General features: G+C 50.5%; 18 protein-coding genes and 1 tRNA gene. 9 read left to right on the top strand and 10 right to left on the bottom strand.

Annotation, left to right across the window (positions count from 1 at the left end; genetic code table 11):
* Positions 1-34: 34 nt before the first annotated feature.
* From pgmB to rsgA, 4 genes are all read right to left on the bottom strand, one after another.
* Positions 35-721, bottom strand: a complete 687-nt coding sequence (gene pgmB / locus ACAW87_RS04350; RefSeq protein ID WP_370721934.1) for a beta-phosphoglucomutase — start codon at positions 719-721, stop codon at positions 35-37.
* A 116-nt stretch (positions 722-837) separates the two neighbouring features.
* Positions 838-1713 carry a PIG-L family deacetylase gene (locus tag ACAW87_RS04345; protein WP_370721933.1) on the bottom strand — a complete coding sequence of 292 codons (876 nt, stop codon included), beginning with the start codon at positions 1711-1713 and terminating at the stop codon, positions 838-840.
* Positions 1714-1874: 161 nt separating this feature from the next.
* Positions 1875-3743, bottom strand: coding sequence for a glycoside hydrolase family 13 protein (locus tag ACAW87_RS04340; protein WP_370721932.1), 1869 nt, complete (start codon positions 3741-3743; stop codon positions 1875-1877).
* Between the two features lie 73 nt (positions 3744-3816).
* Positions 3817-4743, bottom strand: coding sequence for a ribosome small subunit-dependent GTPase A (gene rsgA, locus ACAW87_RS04335; RefSeq protein WP_370721931.1), 927 nt, complete (start codon positions 4741-4743; stop codon positions 3817-3819).
* 79 nt (positions 4744-4822) lie between these two features.
* Between rsgA and ACAW87_RS04330 the strand changes: the two genes are divergently transcribed.
* Positions 4823-6178, top strand: coding sequence for a neutral/alkaline non-lysosomal ceramidase N-terminal domain-containing protein (locus ACAW87_RS04330; protein ID WP_370721930.1), 1356 nt, complete (start codon positions 4823-4825; stop codon positions 6176-6178).
* Position 6179: 1 nt separating this feature from the next.
* Here the strand turns inward: ACAW87_RS04330 and ACAW87_RS04325 are convergent, their stop codons facing one another.
* Positions 6180-6917, bottom strand: coding sequence for a Nif3-like dinuclear metal center hexameric protein (locus ACAW87_RS04325; protein ID WP_370721929.1), 738 nt, complete (start codon positions 6915-6917; stop codon positions 6180-6182).
* Positions 6918-7238: 321 nt separating this feature from the next.
* Between ACAW87_RS04325 and ACAW87_RS04320 the strand changes: the two genes are divergently transcribed.
* The 3 genes from ACAW87_RS04320 (at position 7239) to ACAW87_RS04310 (ending at position 10124) form a co-directional block, all read left to right on the top strand.
* Entirely contained in the window at positions 7239-8624 is a 1386-nt protein-coding gene (locus tag ACAW87_RS04320; RefSeq protein WP_370721928.1) for an MATE family efflux transporter, read from the top strand.
* A gap of 79 nt (positions 8625-8703) precedes the next feature.
* Positions 8704-9981, top strand: coding sequence for a GTPase HflX (gene hflX, locus ACAW87_RS04315; RefSeq protein WP_370721927.1), 1278 nt, complete (start codon positions 8704-8706; stop codon positions 9979-9981).
* Between the two features lie 71 nt (positions 9982-10052).
* Positions 10053-10124: transfer RNA gene (locus ACAW87_RS04310), tRNA-Arg, on the top strand.
* Between the two features lie 158 nt (positions 10125-10282).
* Here ACAW87_RS04310 and ACAW87_RS04305 read toward each other — a convergent pair.
* Entirely contained in the window at positions 10283-11566 is a 1284-nt protein-coding gene (locus ACAW87_RS04305) for a nucleotide sugar dehydrogenase (RefSeq protein ID WP_370721926.1), read from the bottom strand.
* Between the two features lie 296 nt (positions 11567-11862).
* On the opposite strand from ACAW87_RS04305, the gene ACAW87_RS04300 reads away from it, so the two are divergent.
* Both ACAW87_RS04300 and ACAW87_RS04295 read left to right on the top strand, forming a co-directional pair.
* Positions 11863-12945, top strand: coding sequence for a dipeptidase (locus ACAW87_RS04300; protein WP_370721925.1), 1083 nt, complete (start codon positions 11863-11865; stop codon positions 12943-12945).
* 307 nt (positions 12946-13252) lie between these two features.
* The gene (locus tag ACAW87_RS04295) at positions 13253-13801 is read left to right on the top strand and encodes an RNA polymerase sigma factor (RefSeq protein WP_370721924.1); all 549 of its coding nucleotides are present in this window, start codon (positions 13253-13255) and stop codon (positions 13799-13801) included.
* Between the two features lie 71 nt (positions 13802-13872).
* Here ACAW87_RS04295 and folB read toward each other — a convergent pair whose 3' ends face one another.
* The 3 genes from folB to ACAW87_RS04280 all read right to left on the bottom strand — a co-directional run bounded on the left by folB (position 13873) and on the right by ACAW87_RS04280 (position 16204).
* Positions 13873-14223, bottom strand: coding sequence for a dihydroneopterin aldolase (gene folB, locus ACAW87_RS04290; protein ID WP_370721923.1), 351 nt, complete (start codon positions 14221-14223; stop codon positions 13873-13875).
* A 40-nt stretch (positions 14224-14263) separates the two neighbouring features.
* Positions 14264-15172 (bottom strand): DivIVA domain-containing protein, encoded by a 909-nt coding sequence (locus ACAW87_RS04285; RefSeq protein WP_370721922.1) that lies wholly within the window; start codon positions 15170-15172, stop codon positions 14264-14266.
* A gap of 114 nt (positions 15173-15286) precedes the next feature.
* Positions 15287-16204: a WD40 repeat domain-containing protein gene (locus ACAW87_RS04280; RefSeq protein WP_370721921.1), complete on the bottom strand. Its 918-nt coding sequence runs from the start codon at positions 16202-16204 to the stop codon at positions 15287-15289.
* Positions 16205-16287: 83 nt separating this feature from the next.
* Here ACAW87_RS04280 and ACAW87_RS04275 point away from each other — a divergent pair, with 83 nt between their 5' ends.
* Entirely contained in the window at positions 16288-16920 is a 633-nt protein-coding gene (locus ACAW87_RS04275) for a 4'-phosphopantetheinyl transferase family protein (RefSeq protein WP_370721920.1), read from the top strand.
* Between the two features lie 312 nt (positions 16921-17232).
* Here ACAW87_RS04275 and ACAW87_RS04270 read toward each other — a convergent pair whose 3' ends face one another.
* A complete protein-coding gene (locus tag ACAW87_RS04270) occupies positions 17233-18465 on the bottom strand; it encodes a BaiN/RdsA family NAD(P)/FAD-dependent oxidoreductase (protein WP_370721919.1) in 1233 nt (410 codons plus the stop codon).
* Between the two features lie 171 nt (positions 18466-18636).
* Between ACAW87_RS04270 and ACAW87_RS04265 the strand changes: the two genes are divergently transcribed.
* A complete protein-coding gene (locus ACAW87_RS04265) occupies positions 18637-19746 on the top strand; it encodes a DNA/RNA non-specific endonuclease (protein WP_370721918.1) in 1110 nt (369 codons plus the stop codon).
* Positions 19747-19836: 90 nt separating this feature from the next.
* On the top strand, positions 19837-20268 hold the full coding sequence (locus tag ACAW87_RS04260; RefSeq protein WP_370721917.1) for an FKBP-type peptidyl-prolyl cis-trans isomerase: 432 nt from the start codon (positions 19837-19839) through the stop codon (positions 20266-20268).
* Positions 20269-20416 lie beyond the last annotated feature (148 nt).

Below are 20416 nucleotides of genomic sequence, written 5' to 3'. Positions count from 1 at the left end.
CCGCGGCAGCGGGCCGCTTGAACTTTGAACAAATTTAATACCCCAAGCCCCGGGTACGTTCTACTGCGGCCAGGAGTTCTGAGACGGTGATGTGTTCGAGCGAGGGCACAACCAGATCGGCTTCGGTGAGTACGTCGGGCGAGCCAATACCGAGCGCGAACATATGGCCCCGCTTGGCGGCTTCAACCCCGGCAACGGCATCTTCAAACACGATGCACTCCTCGGGCGTCACGTTCAGTTCGTCCGCTCCTTTCAGGAAAACTTCCGGGTGGGGTTTGCTATTCGTGATTTTTGATCCATCGATGATGGCGTCGAAAATATGGGATAAACCAACACGTTCCAGAATCAGCGGGGCATTTTTCGAGACGGAGCCCAACGCAATCTTGATCGGATGCCCCTGCTCGCCAGCCTGTTTAATCTGCGCCAAAAACGCGTTGACACCGGGCAGAATATCGGCTGGTGTCATTTGATTGACCAATTCGAGGTACCAATCGTTCTTTTGAGCGGCCAGTTCCAGCTTCCGCTCATCGGGCAACGTTACGCCACCAAGGGCCAGAATTCGGTCGAGCGAATCCATCCGACTCACACCTTTCAGCGTCTCGTTGAATTCATGGGTAAAATCAAACCCCAGCGAATTAGCCATCCGCCGCCAAGCCTGATAATGAAACACGGCCGTATCGACCAGAACCCCGTCGAGGTCAAAAAGGAATGCTTTGATCATAAAATTCGGGTTCAACGTTCAAGGTCTAACGTTCAATGTTGCGTTGCACGGCTATAATTTAGACAGAGCAGCGCAACATTGAACGTTATACGTTAGACCTTAAACATTGAACCTATTTAATACCCACTCGCCTTTAATGCGGTGAACAGTTTTTTGATGGTTTCAAGGCCGCCGGGGCCATTTTGAGAAAAATAGTAAAACACTTCCACATCGCCCCGGTGCATGGCTACGTTCATATCGCCCGATTGAGATTTGTGTTCAGCTTTCACCCAGTCGGCCACAATCTGGTAACTGTGTTTGCCGCCTTCGCCAAAGGTATGCGACACATCGACTTCATAGACGGGAGCGGCGGGCAGCACTTTTGTTTCCGGGTAACCAGGCAATTCACTAAACGAGAAGGTAGTGGCCCGGCTGATAGTACGCCCTCCTAATATAATCGGCTTTTTGCCCGACAACCGCGCTACAGCTCTGAGTGCCAGCACCGTGGTGGCTTTGTGGTGAGCATGTTGCTCGGCAGAGGGCACTAAACAGATAACCAGATCATAGCGTCCTTTACTTAACACCTCGTCGAGTTGCCGGTCAACCAGTTCAGTATTCCAGCGGCGGCCACCCAGATAAGGAGACGGGTCTGTCGAGAACCGGTCATCGACCTGATCGAAAAAGAAGAAATTGGTGATACCCATGATTTCGCCCGCTTTCATCAGTTCTTTCTTGCGAATGGCCGGTAATACACGCCTTCCCATCGCCGAATCGAGCAGGTTGATCCCGTAATATTTAGAGGCCACCATTCCGTTAAAACCTCCCGACGCGTCGGTAACCAGCGCCAGATCGGCTGACCCGCCCAGTTCACGCACCAGTTTGAAGACCGTAACGGGAAACATAGTCTCATCGTCAGGATGGGCTGTAACAATCAGTGTTTTAAGCGATTGAGCAAACGAACCGGTTGAAAGAACGATGAGTGTAACCAGTAATAGAGGACGAATAAAGCGCATTAGACAAGGCTAAATTGATTTGCAAAGGTACACTAGTTCATAGTTACACCGGGCTTTACCCGGCGCAAGGGATGCGGAATGCGCTGTCAGACTAAACTTTACCTTAAGCACTAAACGTGACATAGCGAAGCATCCATTGCACCGGTTGAAACCCGGTATAACTAGCGCATCAACTCCAGCACCAGCGCCGTTTTGGCGGGTAACTGAACTGTCTTCAGGTTCTGAGTTACTTCTCCCGTCAGCACATTTTTAGCGCTGTTAAAACCTTGGGTACGTTCGCTAAAGCGAGCCATGTCCAGCGCTACAGGCTTATCAGTCTGGTTGGTAGCTATCATCACGGTTGCCTTATCGTTATAGCGGAAATACACGTAGGTCCCGTTTTGTGGCAGGTACTGCATCAGTTTGCCCGAATGGAGAGCGGGCGTATTTTTCCGATAGTTAGCCAGTGTTTTTACGAACGTAAAGGCATCATTCTCGGCTTTATTACGCCCCGATGCCGTAAACTTGTTTTCTTTATCACCGTCAAAACCGCCGGGAAAATCGCGGCGTACCTCGGCATCGGATGGGTTCTTGAAATTCTTCATCAGGATTTCGGTGCCGTAGTACAGGTGCGGAATGCCGCGTGTGGTCAGCAGCCAGGTGATCCCCATTTTGTAATTGTTGACATCTTCTTTCACCACCGACAAAAACCGGTCGGTATCGTGATTATCGAGGAAAGTCACCAGCTTCATCGGGTCTTCATACACAGCATCCTGCGCCAGCGCCTGCTGCACCCGATTGGCACCGCTATCCCAGCCTTCGCCTTCGTTCAGCGCCGCATTGATGGCTGAGTACAACACAAAATCAAGCCCGCCCGTCTGGTTTGATTTGAATGGGAAGTTGATCTTGTTCCTGGTGTAGTACGCCTGATCAACGCTGTTATTGACCCACGATTCGCCGAAGGTGTACATCTTCGGGTATTCGGCTTGCAGAGCAGCGTTACAGCGATTCATGAACGGCTGATCATTATACATGTACGTATCGATCCGCCAGGCATCTACCGCAAACTCTTCTGTACTCCAGATGGCGTTTTGAATCAGATAGTTTGCCACAAACGGGTTGCTCTGATTCAGGTCGGGCAGGAAGGGTACGAACCAGCCATCAAGTGTCACTTTACGGTCTGTCGCCGACGAATGCGGGTCTGTAACTGGCTGGTATTTGTAGGACGTGTTGGTGTAGGTTGGCCATTGATGCAGCCAGTCTTTCGAGGGAATATCTTTCAGAAACCAGTGATTGATGCCTACGTGGTTATACACCGCATCCTGCACCACCCGCATGCCCATATCGTGCAATTTCCGGTTCAGCGCCTTGTATTCTTCATTCGTACCCAGCCGTTTATCCACGGTGTAATGATCGGTGAAACCGTAACCGTGGTAAGCCGACCGCATAGCGCCCCCTTCGTTGGTTTGTGGCTGATTGTTTTCAACCACGGGCGTCATCCAGAGCGCCGTAACACCCAGCTCTTTCAGGTAATCGAGGTGGTTACCGACGCCTTTCAAATCACCACCATGCCGCAGAAACGGTCTGTTTCGGTCGGCGTCTTTATCGGCCATATCGGCAAATTTATCGTTGGCCGGATCGGCACCGCTGAAGCGGTCGGGCATGAGCAGGTAAATAAAATCGGCAGACGTAAGCCCCTGCCCTTTCGGTTGCGAATCACGGCTTTTCAGTTGGTAAGCGCGGGTAATGGTTTGATCTCCACTCCGCCCAACGATCTGTAATGTACCTGCTTTAGTCGATGCAGCGATAGTCAGATCGAGAAACGCGTAATTCTTGTTCTCAACTTTATGACTTTTCACCAGTTTCACCCCCGGATATTTGATGGAGTAAGTCATTGTGCCGGCATTGGGCCCGTAGACCAGCAGTTGCAGATTCGGGTTTTTCATGCCTACCCACCAGTTTGTGGGGTCAACCCGCTGAATCTGTGGGGTCTGAGCCGCACCTATTCGGCACCAGAATAGGATTATGAGGAGGAAAAATGGCTTTTTCATCCGCAAAACTAACGAAGTTTTTATTCTGGTATCCAATAGCCAACGCCTGGAGTCTGCCAGAGAATCCCATTTTTCAACGCCGGTTATCCTCTCCGCTAACCATGCTCAGATAGCTATTGTAGCGGCTTTCGGCAATATCTCCTTCAATGACAGCTTCTTTAACAGCACAGCCCGGTTCGTTAACATGCAGGCAGTTATGAAAGCGACATTGGTTCAGGCGGTTGCGCATTTCAGGAAAATAATGCGCGATCTCTTCTTTCGACGTTTCGACCAAACCAAGCTCTTTGATGCCCGGGGTATCGATGATGAACGTGCCTGGGGTCAGCTCAAACATCTCGGCAAATGTGGTGGTGTGCACGCCTTTATTGGCAAAAGTCGACACCTCATTGGTACGCAGATCGAGCGATGGCGCAATGGCATTAACAAGCGTTGATTTACCCACGCCGGAATGACCAGAAAGCAACGTGATTTTTCCACTTAGCAATTGCCTAAACGCCTCAACCCCATCGCCGTCGATGGCCGAAGTTGCCATGGTCTGGTAACCGATCTGTTCATACATATCCTGAAGTTCACGCTGGAAAGCCAGCCCTTCCTCGTTCAGAATATCGGCTTTGTTGAACACCACCGTGGTCGGAATCCGAAACGACTCGGCAGCCACCAAAAAACGGTCAATGAAGCCAAGCGACGTGCGGGGTAAGGTCAATGTAGCCAACAATACCGCCTGATCGAGATTAGCCGCCAGGATATGCCCGTGCGCCGTTTTGTGGACCGACTGGCGAATGATATAGTTTTCGCGGGGAGCGATATCGAAGATCACTGCCGTGTTTTCGATTTCATCTTCTACCTCAAACTGGACCCGGTCGCCCACCGCAATGGGGTTGGTTACCTTCAGATCTTTTATTTTGAATTTCCCCTTTAATCGGGCGCGGAAAATATGTCCGTCCGAATTACGGACGTCGTACCAGGAACCGGTTGAGCGTATAACTAAGCCTTGAGCCAAATTTTGTGTTATTAGTAACGTATGGGTAACCCCTAAAATGGGCAAAAATGTTTCTCGGAGACACCCTTACCTTTGCCCCATGAAATTTCTGCGTATTCTGCTCCGGGTTTTATTGGGTCTGTTGGTGTTCGTTCTGCTCTTGCTGGCCATCAGTCTGTCACCCAATGATCACACGCCTTACAGGCAAACCGAATTTTATGCGCAAACCAACGCGCGCTTAACAGCGTTAACCGGCCCTCCTACGCCCAAAACGGCACTTCGCGTGGGCTGGGCTAAAGCAAACCTAACCCCTGCCTTTACCACACCAACGGGAGGCTACGGCGTCCGGCGCGGCAAACACTGGACTACCGTTAGCGATTCTGTCTGGGTACGTGCCCTTGTTTTCGACAATGGGAATGGACCTATCGCGCTGGTTGCCTCTGACCTGCTCATTACGCCACCCACTGTCAGCGAGCAATTACGAAAACGCCTGCCCGAAATTGGATTGACCTGGGAATCGGTGTATTTCGGCGCCACACACAGTCACAGCAGTTTGGGTGGCTGGGCTCCGGGGCTGGTCGGCAATTTATTTTCGGGAAGCTACGATCAGCGCGTTGTCGATCATATCACGAATACCATACTGGCCGCGTTGCTGAAAGCCAAGACAGATCTGCAACCTACCACAGTGGGCTACGGACAGGTCAACGCACCCGAGTTTGTATACAATCGCCTCGATCGCACCAAACCCGTTGACCCATTTTTCAGGTTGTTGCAACTTAAGCGGACCGATGGAAAAACCGCCACCCTTCTTACGTACCCGGCACACGCTACCCTGATCAATATTTTCAGCTACCAATATCTCTCGCGCGACTGGCCCGGCCGGGTTGTCGATGGGATTGAACAGGAAACGGGAGGCTTTGCCCTGGCGTTGGCAGGTGCTGTGGGCAGTATGGGACCAAACGGACCACCCACGGGAAAAGATTTTCCGGTAGTCAATAAATACGCCGCCGATGTGCTGGCCCGGCTGAAGCCCGAACTAAGTCGCTTGCCGGCCCAGACCGACAGCACACTCAGTTTACTCACCTTACCCCTTACCCTGCGCGACCCCGCCCCCCGTGTTATTGGCGACTGGCGAATCCGGCCCTGGCTGTTTCATACCGTGTATGGTGATTACCCATCCGATCTGAAAGCGCTGCGTATTGGCCCGGCCGTTCTGGTGGGCACCCCCTGCGATTTTTCGGGTGAATTGTTACCTCCCCTCACTCTGTCGGCCTACAGACAGGGGCTAAACCTGATGGTAACCAGTTTTAACGGTGGGTACATCGGCTACATCACACCAGATGCTTATTACGGAAAAGACGCCTACGAAACCCGTGTCATGAACTGGTTCGGCCCCCAAAACAGTGCCTATTTTTCCGAAATGATTAACGGTCTGGTCAAGAAAACGGCGAGGTAATTTACCTGGTGATTATCTGTAATTCTGACCAGCGATCTTTCAGGACTTTAGCTAATGCCCTTACTCCCCATTCCTCAGTACGGCGGTGCCCAATAGCTATAACGGATATACCTGTTTCATCCACGGCCTTCTGCGTCCCTTTTCGATATTCGCCGGTCAGGTATAAGCTAACACCCCGTTCATGTGCCTCATAGACTAACGCCGGGTTCATGGCTCCCACAACCGCCACACGCGAATGGGAAAGTACCTGACCTGGTTCAGCGCGTTCGTAGCCTCCAAATTCCTGCGCGATCTGATCAAGCCACGCTTCATCGGTCTGTGCGGGTACGTTACCAATCATACCGATGGGTCGCTTTGGAAACGTGTTTCCGGAATCATCCACGGCTTGTTTATAGCCAAGCTCCTCCAGCGACTTTAGGCTTAATATGGCGGCCAGATGCTTGTTGTAGCCAGTTGTCAGGTGTTCATCGAATGGTAAATGATGCATCAGCACGCCAACATCAGATGGAAGGCTATCTAGGTCAAGTTGCCAGGGGCGATGTAGCCAAAGTGCATCCAACCGTTCGGAACGTACCCATCCAGCAATGTCTACCCAAGGCTCAAGGGCCAGTCCGATGCGTTGAACCGAGCGATCTGACGACTTAAAAACGCCTCCGGCTTCCGTGTCTGGATATTGGACTGTGGTGAACTCGGTTTGTAAAAAATCGGCGATATCAGCGAGAAAAATCGGTTGTCCCATGCCTTTCAAAACAGCATCAAGGATCAAAGGTTTCTAACCAGAAACAGGCGTTTACCCAATGAGCCAGCCTACTTTTAACCGTTAACTTACCCGCTTTTGGCTTTTCTAAACTTATTACAGTAATTTTGCTATCTAATTTAACCGCGTTCTGCGGTTGCCAATGCCGATGATTCTCGTACGCTAAAGCCTCACGCCGGCTTTCCTTTCTGCCAGATGTAGTTGCCCAAGTGCAACCTCGCTCTTCTGTTTTCAACGCGGCAGACCAGTTACGCTGGTCTTTTATTCATCGGTGGCCCATCAGGCTACGGCTTCTCCTTCCACATGTCCAGATTTTTCAGGTTGTTTCTGGCTGCGTTGCGCGGTTCAGAAACCAATTTCACGTCCGGCAGCATTAACCGGGCTATCTTCTTTCTATCCGTTCCCATGATCCTGGAAATGGTGATGGAATCGTTATTTGCCATTGTCGACGTATTCTTCGTAGCCAGAATCAGTACTGAAGCCGTAGCAACCGTAGGGCTCACCGAGTCAGTGCTAACCCTGGTGTACTCCATTGCCATTGGCCTCAGTACGGCCGCCACAGCACTGGTGTCGCGGCGTATCGGCGAATCGAACACAGGCGGAGCCAATCAGGCCGTGGGTCAGGTGCTGTTTATCTCGCTGGCTTTCGCGCTCCTGCTCGGCATACCTGGCGTGTTGTTTGCCCGCGAAATGCTTGCGCTGATGGGCGGCGATCAGCACCTGATCGATAGTGGTGTTGGCTATACGCGCGTCATTTTCGCGTCGGCCCCGGCCATCATTCTCCTGCACACCTTGAGCGGTGCCTTGCGCGGTGCGGGAGACGCCTCCATTGCTATGCGGTCATTATGGCTTGCTAACGGCATCAATATCGTGCTGTGTCCGGTCTTTATTTTTGGGTTCGGACCTATTCCCGCGATGGGGGTCATGGGTTCGGCGGTAGCCACCACTGCCGGTCGGTCAATGGGGGTATTGTATCAATTGTATGCGCTTACTATCCGCAACGGACGTATCTCAGTCAACATACGCGCCCTTCGACCTGATTTTGGCATCATCGGCACGTTACTGAGTTTGGCGGCAGGAGCAACTGGACAGTTCCTGATCTCGTCGGCCAGTTGGTTATTTCTGACCCGTATCGTCTCCACGTTTGGCAGCGATGTGGTGGCCGGTTATACCATCGCCATCCGAATTTTCGTATTCACCATCTTACCCTCCTGGGGTATGGCCAATGCTGCCGCAACGCTGGTTGGGCAAAATCTGGGCGCGGGCCAACCCGACCGGGCCGAAACCTCTGCCTGGCGGGCGGCACTCTGCAACCTCATTTTCCTCACTCCGGTCGGGGCGTTGCTGTATCTGAATGCCGAGAGCGTCGTTGGTCTGTTCAGCCGTGACATTCAGGTGCTGCTGATTGGCGTTGAGAGCTTACGAGTATTTTGTATCGGGTACGTGTTCATGGCCTATGGCATGGTGCTGACGCAAGCGTTGAACGGAGCAGGCGATACCCGCACGCCCATGCTCATCAATATTGTCTGCTTTTGGCTCGTCGAAATTCCGCTCGCCTATGTACTTGCTACGGTGTTACATTGGGGACCGTCCGGCGTATTTTGGTCGGTCGCTATTTCTGAATCATTACTGGCGTTGATGGCTGTCTGGGCATTCCGGCGGGGCCGCTGGCGTCTCATGCAGGTGTAGCAACAGGCAGACCACCAAAAATTTGAAACCCGAAACTAACTCGCATCGTTATTTACTAACCGACTAATCCCGACTCCATATGATCGATAATCATAAAAACCCTGAAACCGCCGTTTTGGTGGCTGTTGCCACGCAAAAGCAAACGGCTCTACAGACGAAAGAATACCTCAAAGAACTCGCTTTTCTGGCCGAGACATCGGGTATTGTTACCAAGAAAACGTTTACCCAGAAACTGGAACGTCCCGACACCAGGACGTTTGTTGGCAAGGGCAAACTGGAAGAGATAAAGACCTTCATCCTGGCCGAGCCCGTTGACACGGTTATTTTCGATGATGACCTGTCTCCGGCTCAGGTACGTAACCTGGAAGCCGAATTCACCGACGTGAAAGTGCTCGACCGGAGCCTACTGATCCTGAATATCTTCTCGATGCGGGCACAAACAGCTCAATCACGTGTACAAGTTGAACTGGCTCAATATCAGTATCTCTATCCACGCCTTACCCGCATGTGGACTCACCTTAGCTCACAGAAAGGCGGGGCTGGTATGCGTGGTCCGGGGGAGAAAGAGCTCGAAACTGACCGTCGGATCGTGAAAGACCGGATCGTGTTTCTGAAGGAAAAACTGGATAAGATTGATAAGCAGAGTATGACCCGTCGCAAAGAACGCGACCGCCTGGTTCGTGTTGCGCTGGTGGGGTACACTAACGTGGGCAAATCAACATTGATGCGGACCGTGGCCAAGACCGATGTGTTCGCGGAAAACAAACTCTTCGCCACTGTTGATTCCACCGTACGCAAGGTTGTTCTGGGCAATATCCCGTTTCTGCTCACCGACACTGTTGGGTTTATTCGCAAATTGCCTACTTCGCTGATCGAATCGTTCAAATCGACCCTCGACGAGGTGCGCGAAGCCGACATTTTGCTCCATGTGGTCGACGTATCGCACCCGTCATTTGAAGAGCAAATCGAGGTAGTGACGAACACGATGGCAGAATTAGGCGTCGCAGACAAGCCGATCGTGCTGGTGTTCAATAAGATGGATGCGTTTGTCCCCAAAGAAGAATGGGCACCCATTTACGGCGACGAATCGGAAGACGTCATTCCGGTGTCTACTCGTCGGAAAACAGCCCTAACGTACCTGAAGCAAACCTATCTGGCTCGCAAAGCAGAGCAGGTCGTATTCATTTCGGCACAGACCAAAGAGAATATAGACGAGCTTCGTGAGTTACTTTATGACATGGTAAAACAGCGTCATTTTCAGATTTACCCCAACTGGCTCGACGTTCCGCTCATTGAATCGGCTACCCTTGGCGGTGATCAAACTCCCGAAGAAATACCCACCGAATTGGGCAATTGATCTTTTTTAACGATTTTTGCAGTTCTACCGGTCCGCAAGCGCTTGCCGCGCCCACGGACCGGTCTCTTTTTGGTCCCGTAGTTCAACGGATAGAATAGACGTTTCCTAAACGTTAGATATGGGTTCGATTCCCGTCAGGACCACAGTTTCGTTCTACAAATGCTCAACTTTTCCTTCGAAAACCTCGATTGTATGAATTCAAAAATCTCACTACAAGCTTGTAGTGAGATTTTTGAATTCATGTACGAAGCAAACAGTTAAAAGTGATAGATGTAGCACGAACCGGATAGAATGGTAGGCGTTACAATCGAATATCGACCAGTGCTTTACTGAAAATCGATTTGATATCGAACACGATCGACAAATCATCTTTCCTTAACTGACCGATATCCACATTAAGAAACTGCCTATGCGATACGGCAATAATTATCCCATCGTAGGCCTTCTTTGCCAGCTTATTCACAAGTCGAATACCATACTCAGCCATTACCTCTTCTTGCGACGCCCAAGGATCATATACATCTACATGCAGGCCGAAATCTTCCAGTTCATGATAAATGTCGACAACCTTTGTGTTGCGAATATCGGGACAGTTTTCTTTAAAAGTCAGTCCCAAGATTAAGATGGTACAGGTTTGAATCAACAAGCCATTGGCAATGAGCCGTTTTAAGATTTTTTTAGCTACAAACTGTCCCATACCATCATTGACTAATCGGCCTGACGAGATAACTTGTGGCTGATAACCAAGGCTTTGCGCTTTATAAACGAGGTAATAAGGATCTACACCAATGCAATGCCCACCCACTAGTCCGGGTTTAAATTTCAGGAAGTTCCACTTTGTCCCCGCCGCGTCGAGTACATCTTTCGTGTCAATTTCCATCAGATCGAAGATCAATGCCAGCTCGTTTACGAAGGATATATTGATATCCCTTTGCGCATTTTCGATCGCTTTGGCAGCTTCAGCTACTTTGATTGACGGGGCACGATGGGTACCAACCTTGATGATAGAGCGGTACAGCTGATCGACAAAACTGGCTGTTTGTGGGGTAGATCCCGAAGTAATTTTGATGATATTGGTTAATGTCCGTTCCTTATCGCCGGGGTTGATACGCTCGGGGGAGTACCCACAGAAAAAATCAACGTTGTAGGTAAGAGCACTGTATTTACTCAATATGGGTACGCAATCTTCTTCGGTACAGCCAGGGTAAACCGTTGATTCATAAATTACCAGATCGTCTTTCTTTAGTAGCTTACCAATCGTGGCCGAAGCTTTCAGCAGATGGCTTAAATCGGGTTTTTTGAAGGAGTCAATAGGTGTAGGGACGGTAATGATGAATACCGTACAACTCGCCATATGTTGGGCTCGATGCGTGAAAGTAAGGCTATCGGCGGATGCTATCAGTGCCTCAGTCGTGATTTCCAGCGTTATATCTATGAAGTTGGTCAGCTGGGTTACTCGCTCCTGGTTTATATCAAAGCCCACAACTGAGTATCGCTTACTGAACTCAACGGCCAGCGGTAAGCCTACATAGCCAAGGCCAACAACGCCAATTTTAACATTAGTTAACGATAATGAGTCGTGCATGAAAGTACAGGGGGGGGGAGTTGGATAGTCAATGAGTAAGCATCGATTAATGGTTACGTTCGTACCGATTTAAAAAAAGCCTCTTGCCAGAGCGTAGCGCAAGCGGCGAAGAAACTGTTAATTCATTAAAGAATTCCCTTATTCAAAAGCTTAGAATTAAACTATGCGTAAAAGTACACTTACCTATTTAACAGTAAAGAAATAAAGTCCTAAATACCATCTTTACTTCTTTATCAGCGTTTATTATATAGTTAAAAACCTTCTTTCTGTTAAAACTGACGAATTTTCACCACCCTATGTTCACTTTCGATATGCACCTTGATCTGGCGCTGAACGCCCTTGAATGGAACCGCGATTATCGGCACGACGTACCTACCATTCGTCGTTCTGAGGCCGGTATGACCGATAAGCCCGACCGGAGCCGGGGCGTGGTGTCGTTACCCGATTTGCAAAGAGGTCAGGTGGGGTTGGTTGTAGCCACGCAGATTGCCCGCTATGCCGAAACTAACACCGGCTTACCCGGTGCGGGCTGGAATTCGCCCCATCAGGCATGGGCCATGACACAGGCACAAATAGCCTGGTATCAGGCCATGGAAGACGATGGCTGGATGCGCCAAATCACGAACCGACAACAACTCGACGAACACATGACGCTTTGGCTGGATACAACTATTCCGACCAATCAGAAGCCGGTGGGGTATATACTAAGTCTGGAAGGGGCCGATTCGCTGGTCAGGCTAACGTACCTGGAAAAAGCGTATGCGTATGGGCTTCGTGCTCTTGGACCAGCTCACTATAGCACCGGGCGTTACGCCCCCGGCACTGGGCTTAGTGGCCCACTCACACCCTTGGGACTCGATCTGCTCCGCGAAATGGATGCCCTGGGTATGATTCTAGACGTTACTCACCTCACCGACGAAGGATTCGACCAAGCCCTTGCACTTTATAAAGGGTCAATCTGGGCCAGCCACCATAACTGCCGGGCGCTTGTTCCCCATCAGCGTCAACTCACCGACGAACAGATACTTCGCCTGGCCGAACGGGGTGCTATTATCGGTAGCTGTCTGGATGCGTGGATGCTTAAACCCGGCCTTACCCAACGGGTACCTTTTCAGTCGCATACCTTCGGCGTCACCCTCGAAACGGTAATCGATCATTTCGATCACATTTGCCAGCTAACCGGTTCAGTAAAACACTGTGCCATCGGGTCCGATCTGGACGGAACTTACGGTCTCGAACAATCGCCCGCTGATCTGGACACTATTGCTGATATGCAAAAACTGGCTGGTTTGCTGCTCAACCGAGGCTACAGCCAAAACGATATCGACGATATCTTCCATCAGAATGCCCTGCGGTTTCTACGCGAAGCATGGCAATAGTCCTCCCTACTTCATCGTAGGCTAATCGACAACGATTAATACGATATTAAAGTATAAAAAATGTCTAATCATAAAGTACTAGTTAACAGATGTTTATGAAAAAATAAAATAATAACCTGTAATTAATGTAGATACATGGAATCTAATTTAGACAAAGTAACGTATGATAATTACTTCCGATAAATCTATAGGGTAACTGACAGAAAAGACAGGTTATCATATCGATTTACAGCCTCATCGGTGGGTGAACCTACATTATCAATCTGACCACGTACCCATGGCAATACATGGGTGTTGATTGTCCGTTATGACACAAGTTTATGCTGATGAGGCAATTATAGAAGCCTACTTAAAGAGCGGAGAAGAACACCTCTTCACCGAGATTTATAACCGTTACCACCAGAAAGTATATCAATCTTGCCTGCACCTTCTCCACAATCCAGAAGAGGCGCAAGATCAAACCCAGGAAATTTTCTGCAAAGTATATACTCGCTTGAGCACCTTTCGGGCAGAAGCCAGGTTTTCGACATGGCTTTTTGTACTAACCCGTTACCATTGCCTCTCAGTACTCGATACCCTGAAGAAGCGAACGTTTGTATCGCTCGATTCACTCGGAGATACCCCTTTTGGATCGGTACAGATTGAAGAGCCCACCCTGGATGAACGCTGGTTTCAGGCTGAGCGAACGCTCAACCAGCTCTCTGTTCAAGACCAACAATTGCTCCGTCGACGGTATCTCGCCAATAAAGATGTAAATACGCTGGCCGACGAAGCCCGTGTTAGCGTTAGTGCCATGAAAATGCGCCTAAAGCGTGCCCGTGATCAGGCTCGGGCTTTTCAGCAGAAACAAGCTTAGCACGTTGCCAAGCAGACATATTTGTAAGCGTTTTTTTATTGAAGAATCTGCCAGTTAGCCCGACAGATTCTTTATTCCCTAAGCGTAATTCGGGCTCTGTGACACACCCCTCCAATGGGCGGATTAAACTTAGACACACTCACCTCTACACTTTCCACGGCCGGAAACTGTTCCTTAATGTCGGCAATCAGGTTATGGGCGATGTGCTCCAGTAAACGGGCGGGACGTTTCATAACGGCCGCCGTGATCTGATAAAGCGCTTCGTAGTTGACGGTGGCACTAAGCCGGTCACGGCGAGCCGCTTCCGAGAAATCGGCAAAAACCGTTATGTCTACAGCATACTTATTCCCTATTTTCTGCTCCTCGTCGTAAAATCCGTGGTAAGCAAAAAACTCAAGGCCTTCTAAGGCAATTGTCCCCAAAATAGTAGTTGTTTACGTACTTGTGCGAATGACCACCTGCTTAAATCTGGTCGAAAAAAGAACCGCCTTTTTTCTCAGTCGCTTCTTCATTCTGATTCACCTGAGGCTCGGTTGACGTAGCATCACCCGTGTACTGAGCCGATGCATCGGCCCCTGCCAACGGGTTTGGTTCATCTGTTGATTGCACATTAGTGGGCAGATCGTCGGGCACTTCAGCATCTGCCGGCAAATCGGTAGGCACATTAGCCACGGGGGTTAATTCACTTTCCGAGGGTTCGTTAGTAGAGGTATTTACTTCTTCGGCCGCCTGTGGTTCAGCTTCGGCCGGCTTCGGTTCTTCCTCCAAGGATGCGGTGGTATTCAGCGCAGGTATCTCTTCCTGTACGTGCTCGTTAGCCACTTCATCGAACTTTTGCTTGGCCGATTGACGGGCAAATTTTTTCTCAAACCGGTCTACGCTTTCCATCGCGTTGGTGGCCAACGCCCGGATTTGTACCATCAGATTGTCTTTATAGCGCTCCATCGCTTTAAAGTCCTGCTCCAACGATTTCAATTCAACGGATAAATTTTCGCGTACATACCGAGCCTGGTTTTCGGCGTCCTGAATCATCACAGCCGATTTTTTCTTGGCTGTAACAAGTTGCTCATCCGCTTTCTGACGCATTTCGGCAATATATTGCTCAGCCTGCCGATTGGCCTGTTCCGCAATTTGTGAGCTACTGTCTTCGGCATTTTTGAGCGTACGAAACAGCGTCAACTCAATTTCTTTGAGCTTGTTTAACTCTTTCTCAGCCAGTTCAAGTTGCATTTTCAGCATCTTGCTGTCGCCAACTACACGCTCCCATTCCTGCGATAGCGAAGACAAAAATGCGTCGACATCATCGACTTTGTAGCCACGCAAACTTTTTTCAAACGTGTGCTGGCGAATTTCAATTGGTGTAATTTTCATGCGTATGGTATATTTCCTACGGGAAGAATCTTGTCGTCAGGAGGCTCTCTTAACGTCGATTTATGGGAAATTACAGCAATTTTTCTCACAAAATTGTCGTCTAAATACAATTTGTTAGCTGATAACCTCCCAAACGGCAACAGTTCTATCGTCACTTGCCGATGCAAAGGTCGTGCCTGAGAGCCATAACACCTTGTTAATCGAGGTGCTATGACCACCATGTCGGGCCCGGTCAATCACTTTCCGAAGCCGTAGCGTGTCGGCATCCCAAATTTTGATGGTCTTATCCATACTTACGGTGGCCAGCCAACGACCGTCGGGGCTATATGCCATATGGTTGAGGGCATACAGATGCGCCACAACGTCAGATTCGGGCTGGTAGTCATGCTCTACATCCCACGAACGCAGGTGCGCATCACGTCCCCCCGCCAGCAAAAGCCGAAAATCAGGGGAATACGCAACCGTGAATACCGAGTTGGTAGGCCCGGTCAATGTTCGCTTCAGCAACAGTGTGTTCAGGTCGAATATGCGGATGTGGTTATCGCTGTACCCCACGGCCACTTCCCGTTCAACCGGGTTAATGGCCACGCAACGTGCCGACTGTGACGATGCTTTGAGGTGCTTGCGAATCGCCCGAGTGGGAACGTCAATAACAATAACCACGCCATCCCCCAAGGCAATGAAGGCTGTCTGCTGATAGATCTGAATATCAAAGATGGTCACCGACGTTAGTTGCAGCGACCCCAGCGCTGTTTTCTGAATAGGGTCGATAAACTGAATCCCTTCGTAGTTTTGCCCCACCCACAACACACCCGTTTGCCGATCGACAGCCAGTGCGTATACCGATGCCGGAATAGTAGCCACTAACGCGCCCAGATCAGGGCGGGCAACATCCCAATCGGCTACCTGACCATCAGCACCGGCAGAGAAAAAGTGGCCGGCCTGCAACGACGAAGTGAGCGCAAAGACACTATCGCGGTGCCCCCCGAAAGTGTCGAGCCGTTGAATCTGGAGAGGGGTAGGTTTGATCATGTTGCTGACTTATTCGTACAAAAGTAATTGCTCGTTGACCGATAATGCCCCTTACCGGACATTATCGGGTTAATATCCAACCCATGCCTCAGGTATCTACCCACGCCATTACCGCCGACTGCACGTTGATTCGCTGGCAGATCACAGAAGCGGAAGCTGACCTCACCAGCCAGCTTGTTCTGACCAGCGACGAACAGATTGACCTGGATGGAATTGCTCATCCTGGGCAGCGGGTAGAATGGCTAGCCTGCCGGGTGGCCTTAAAAACTATGGTAGAAGCGGGAGGCTGTAGGTATGCCGGTTTGTGGAAAGACCAATTCGGAAAACCGCATTTACGCGGTTTGACCGGTCATATTTCGCTATCACATACCCCCGGTTGGGCCACGGCCGTCTGGCACCAAACCCGGCCCGTTGGCCTCGATGTGGAACCCATCCGCGACCAGTTTACCCGGGTTGTACCCCGTGTGTTGTCGGCCTCAGAAATAGCCGATGCCAACGGGCAACCCGACCGGTTGGCGGTGTACTGGTGTGCCAAAGAAGCACTTTACAAACTCTATGGCAAACGGCAACTCACTTTCCGCGAACACCTGCTGGTTGACCCTTTCCCATCAGGAGCAACGTACCTGACTGGCCACGTCCGGTTGCCGGGTCACGACGAAACTCTGTCGCTCCATTGCCTGCATCTGGAGCCAGGGCTGGTTATTGTGGCCTATTGACGGCTTGGTACGCGGATTTTTATGGATTTTAGCTTTAGTTACCAGAGTTGGATTTACACGAATTTGCTTACTCGTGCCTTAGCCAGAAATCCATGTGAGATGTATTACGCGGATTGGCTTGCTCGTGTGTTTCAGCCAGAAATCCGTGTAAATCGTTCTCTTTCATCTCAAAATAAAATCCCTTAAATCCGCGTACCATTTGTGGTTCCTCATGCGTCAGCCAGAAATCCGTGTAAATCCAACTCTGGTAACTAGAGCTAAAATCCATAAAATCCGCGTACCATTGAATTGTTAGTACTTACAGTCATTTGATCAGGGCAGATTGCCCAGGTTTTTGCCGGCAACGTACCCGGTTGTCCAGGCATTCTGAAAATTAAACCCACCCGTAACGCCGTCAACGTCGAGTACTTCACCCGCAAAAAACAATCCGGGGTGCGCTCGACTTTCCAGGGTTTGCTCATCGATTGCCCCTAGTGAGATACCACCGCAGGTTACAAACTCATCCTTGAACGTACTCTTTCCCACCACAGCAAACTGACTGTTTCCGATTCGTTCAATCAGACGGTTTTGTACTTTACCGGGCAAATCGGCCCAGCGAACTCCGTCCGCAACACCAGCTTCTACACAAAACGCTTCCCAAAGTCGGGCCGGTAAACCACACGGATTCTGCGACGTTACCTGCTTTTTAGGATGTTGTTGGCGGAATGTATTCATTGCCTCGCGTAGCTGATCTTCATTTTTATAGGGCAACCAGTTAATACGTAGCGTGAAGCGGTAATCACAGTTGGCCAGATCACGGGCCGCCCAGGCCGAAAGCTTCAGCACAGCCGGACCACTAAAACCCCAGTGTGTGATGAGCAACGGGCCACTTTGTTGCTGTTTTGTACCCACCACCTGCACCCGCGCCACAGGAACTGATACCCCCGCGAGCGATAGTAACGGATTGCCTGGCGTGTTGAAGGTAAACAGAGAGGGCACCGGCGATTGCAACGGCTCATTCTGGTCGGGTATCCAACCATAGGAAGGTGCCTGCGGATAGCCGCCAGTAGCCACCAGCACGCGGTCAGCATGTACCTGTTCGCCGGTGTACAGATGCAGCGTGTAACCACCCGATTCCTGCGGTTCGAGGCGTTCGATCCCGCAACTGGTTTGTATCTGAATACCTAATTTTCGGGCTGTCCCCAACAAACACTCGATAATAGTTGCCGACGAATCGGTGGTGGGAAACATACGGCCGTCTGCTTCCGTTTTTAGGGCAACACCCCGATTCTCAAACCAGCGCACCGTACCAGCGGCATCGAACTGGGTCAGCAGCGGGCGCAGCCAACGGTCGCCACGTGGGTAGTGGGTTACTAATTTTTTATGGTCGAAACAGGCGTGGGTGACATTACACCGTCCGCCGCCCGAAACACGCACCTTTTGAAGTACCTGACGACCTTTCTCGTAGATGGTGACAGTGGCAGTAGGATCGGCCTCGGCCGCCGCAATGGCTCCGAAGAACCCGGCAGCCCCTCCCCCGATAATAGCTAATTGACGCGAAGACATACCAAACCAACAGACAGATACAGGTTTTGGGTTTCGTAATCGATAAGCAGAGTTTAGGGTTTGTCGTTTGGGGTTTGATGTTGCTCCGCTTATCAAACCATTTCCAAATAAGCGAAGCAACATCAAACCCCAAACGACAAACCCTAAACTTCCTTCCCGTAGCTTTGCCCTATGTTCTTTAAACCTAAATTTCGCGCTACTCGACGCTATACCCGCCGGGGTTTTCGGCTCCGGGGCAACACCCTGATTCTGCTATTCGGCTTTTTTATGGTCGGGCTTTTTTTGCATTATAAAGGCCGAACCGAACCTGTTGTAGCGTTCTGGAACGATGTTCGCAGTCTGCTTGGCATTGGCCGCTCAACCCGCGACCGGACCGGCGTAAACCCGTATAAAGCCCCCGAACCAGGCCAGTCTGAAGCTTCGGAAGATGAGGTTACCGAAGACCGAACGAACGATCAGCAAAATGACGAGCGTGAAGCCTCGGCCGATAACACAGCCAGTTCTGAGGGCAAGGAATCTTCTTCGCGCAGTTCAGAGCAACGTACCTCCGGCAAACTGTTCGATTTTGAAAAACAACCCGACTTCATTCTGCCCAGCGGACGTACCCAGCACGAACTGGTTCGGCATGATGGGTACACATTGCGATACGATACCGATCTGAAAAATGCGCTTTGGGTAGCTTACCCGCTGTTGGCCTACGAAATCACGGGCGATGCCGATCGCGATACTGAACGATTCATGCCCGATCCCAGCGTAGACGGTGGTACCGCCCTACCCACCGATTATACCAAATCAGGTTATGACCGGGGCCACCTGGCACCCGCGGGTGACTTTAAATTTTCGCAGCAACTGACGAAGCAATCGTTCTTCATGAGCAATATTTCGCCGCAGGCACCACAGTTTAACCGGGGTATCTGGAAATCACTGGAAGAGCAGGTTAGAGCCTGGGCTCTTCGCGACGGCGGGCTTTATATTGTCACTGGGCCGGTACTCAGAAACGGGCTCCCCACCATTGGCAAAACCAACGAAGTTGCTATTCCAGACTCATTTTACAAGGTCATTCTGTATTGCAAAAAAGGAGCATCGCCCGATATTCGGATGATTGGTTTTCTGCTTAAAAACGAACCCGCCAGCGAGTCGCTGAAAGCCTTCGTTGTACCGGTCGACGTTATTGAAAAAGCCACCGGTCTCGATTTTTTCGCCAAAATCCCCGATGAACTGGAGCAGAAACTCGAAAGCCAGAGCCGAAGCCAGATGGTAGGCCAATGGTTCGATTACTGATTAATTTATCAGCCTATAAAATGAGCCTGTTGCCCTCCCGTTCAGCGGTGGTTGCTTACCTTTACGGCTCAACAAAAACGACAAAAAGTTATGGCACAGGCACAAGCTGGGGATACCGTTCAGGTACATTATACCGGTACGTTAACCGATGGCACCCTGTTCGACTCATCGCAGGGCCGCTCGCCTTTAGAATTCACGCTCGGTAGTGGTCAAGTCATCAAAGGCTTCGACGACGGCATTACGGGCATGGCTGTGGGCGATCACAAAACCATCAATATTCCGCATGAGGAGGCCTATGGCCCGGCTAACGAAACGATGGTATTCACGCTGAACCGCAGTGACATTCCCGACGAAATTCCACTGGAAGTGGGTATGACATTGAACATGCACGAAGACGGTAATCCGCAACCAGTACCGGTTATAGTTCGCGCCCTCAGCGACGATTCAGTTACCCTGGATGCCAACCACCCCCTCGCCGGTCAGGATCTGACCTTCGAGTTGGAGTTGGTAAGCATTAACTAAGCTCAAAGTCTAAAGTTTAAGGTTCAAAGTCTAACGTCCAATGTCTAAAGTTGCTCCGCCTGCCAACGTTTGGTGAGCCAGAGGAGCAACTTTAGACATTGGACGTTAAACTTTGAACCCAACAATCCAAACCCAACCAAGCTAATCG

The sequence above is a fragment of the Fibrella aquatica genome (assembly GCF_041321135.1).
GTDB lineage: Bacteria > Bacteroidota > Bacteroidia > Cytophagales > Spirosomataceae > Fibrella > Fibrella aquatica.
Note: the sequence above shows the minus strand (reverse complement) of the source record. Positions and strands in the feature narration are given on the sequence as shown.